The 2,416-nt window shown below is 43.8% G+C and carries 2 protein-coding genes and 1 pseudogene; all 3 read left to right on the top strand.

Going from position 1 to position 2,416, the window contains the following annotated elements:
* Nucleotides 1–218 (top strand): annotated as a pseudogene (locus tag VLN09_RS08655) (nucleoside deaminase); the annotation flags it as partial.
* 34 nt (nucleotides 219–252) lie between these two features.
* Entirely contained in the window at nucleotides 253–1,503 is a 1,251-nt protein-coding gene (gene argE / locus VLN09_RS08650) for an acetylornithine deacetylase (protein WP_325245626.1), read from the top strand.
* 105 nt (nucleotides 1,504–1,608) lie between these two features.
* The gene (locus tag VLN09_RS08645) at nucleotides 1,609–2,358 is read left to right on the top strand and encodes a LysE family translocator (protein WP_325245623.1); all 750 of its coding nucleotides are present in this window, start codon (nucleotides 1,609–1,611) and stop codon (nucleotides 2,356–2,358) included.
* Nucleotides 2,359–2,416 lie beyond the last annotated feature (58 nt).

Raw genomic sequence — 2,416 nt, 5'->3', positions numbered from 1 at the left:
CTGCTGCTCATGCTTGGGTAGGTCTTGGACATATTGTTTATGTCAGCTCATCAAAACAGCTAAGCGCATGGATGGAGGAGATGAGTGTAAAATCCTCATCACCGATCAGGACTCTATCCATCCAAGAGGTTGCACCTAATGTGCCAGTTGAAGGTCCAATTGTAGGCTTAGATGAAGAAGTGAAAGCGCTGCAACGACGCTCATTCCAAAGAGGCTAAACTCTTTTATCTTGTATCATATTAAGGATGCTCTATGACTGTATCAACTCGTATTGACGACATTAACCAAACTGTATTGGATACGCATTATCCTAAAGACAGCATCGACTGGCTAACAAGACTGATAGCTTTTGATACCGTCAGCCGCCATTCAAATTTAGCACTAATTGAATACGTGCGAAGCTATTGCGAGCAATTAGGCTTAAGCGTAGATTTAACATTTAATGACGCCAAAAATAAAGCCAATTTATTTGTCACCGTAGCAGCAGGTAACAATGCTAATAACAGGGCTGATATCGTGAATCATGGTTTGGTACTATCTGGTCATACGGATGTAGTACCAGTTGATGGTCAAGCATGGACATCAGAGCCGTTTACTGCGACGATTCGTGGTGACAAGCTATATGGACGCGGCGCTTGCGATATGAAGGGCTTTATTGCGTGTGCGCTTACTTTATTGCCACAAGCTGTCGAGCTCTCTGACAATGGTCAGCTGAGTCGTCCTCTTCATTTAGCCTTATCCTTTGATGAAGAGGTTGGCTGTCTAGGTGCGCCATTGATTTTGGCAGACTTAAAAGCTCGCGGTATTACCCCTGATTATTGTATCGTCGGTGAGCCTACCAATATGGCGATGGTCGTGGCGCATAAAGGCATTGCCGTCTATCGCTGCCGTGTCCACGGTAAATCAGCACATTCATCATTGACAGCAACAGGTGTGAACGCCATCAGTTATGCCAGTCGTTTGATTGGCTATGTTGATACCTTGGCAGAAGAAATAAGCCATCGTGACGATAATGATGCACTATTTGATGTCCCTTATTCGACATTGTCTGTCGGCACCATACACGGTGGTACAGCGACTAATATCGTGCCCAATCTGTGTGAGTTCACCTTTGATTATCGCAATCTGCCGCATATGACGCAGGACGATATTCTGCTACCGATTCAAGCAAAAGTTGCAGAATTAAGCGCACAAATGCAAGCGCGCGCGCCAGAAACTGGCATTGAGCTGATGCAAGAAGAAAGCGTACCGGCAATGACAGATAGTGATAGTGCCGAGCTACAAGCATTGATAGCGGCACTGACAGGTGACACTCAACGCCATAAAGTTGCTTATGCCACAGAAGGCGGACAGTTTACCAATAGTGGTATTCCAACGATTATCTGTGGTCCTGGTAGTATTGAGCAGGCGCATAAAGCCGATGAATATGTTGAGCTAAATGAGATTGAGCGCTGTGATAGCTTCTTACAGCGTCTATTAGAAAGTTGTACTACGGATAAATAAACCGCAAGGTTTCGATCGTGGTTGGTATAATAAACACCGTCTTTATGGCGGTGTTTATTTTTTAGTAATGTATTCAGTTCAAAATAAAAGAGTAGGGGTTAGTTGATGTCTTGGCATCTGTTTGTGGTATTTTTTGCAAGTACGTTTTTTATCTCGGCGACACCGGGTCCGAATATGCTACTGGCATTTCAATATGGGATTAATTACGGAGTCAAGCGCACGTTATGGACGCTGGCAGGTCTCAGCCTTGGGCTGTTTATCCTGTTGCTCTCGACACTACTGGGATTGGATGTTATTAGCCGTCAGTCACCATGGTTATTGACGGTCATTAAAACAGTCGGTGCCATTTACCTTATTTATTTGGGTATTGCATCGTGGCGTGATAGTGGCAGCAATAGCAGCTTAATGAATGACGCCAATGCGATGAGCGCAGAAGTTAGCGCAGAGTTGGCAACGAGCTCAAATCGCCCTGATAGTATTCATAAATCTGAGACACTCAAGCCGCGCTCGCTCTCTAGTGCTGCGGTCAAGATGGCACCTAGTAATGCTATGCTATTTCGCACAGGTATGTGGGTATCACTCTCTAATCCAAAAGCAATTTTATTTTTTGCTGCCTTCTTTCCTAAATTTATCAATTTTAGTGCGCCGCTTTGGCCGCAATATATTGTGCTTACCTTAGGGCTATTTTTAAGTGAGACGATTTGGCAGATAGTATATACATTAGGCGGTAAAAAGCTGGCAGGGTGGTTAGATGTTGGTGAGCGTTTGGCTTGGCTCAATCGTGGTTGCGGAATGATATTTATATTAATTGCTGCCGCTTTATTGGCTGATGTGTTCAATAGTTTTATGATTTAAAAGTTGCTATTAGTTATTCATATATAGTTGAAATACTTTAAAGTCGCTACAGTATTGC

The organism is Psychrobacter sp., from assembly GCF_035469765.1.
In the GTDB taxonomy this organism is placed as follows: Bacteria; Pseudomonadota; Gammaproteobacteria; order Pseudomonadales; family Moraxellaceae; genus Psychrobacter.
Note: the sequence above shows the minus strand (reverse complement) of the source record. Positions and strands in the feature narration are given on the sequence as shown.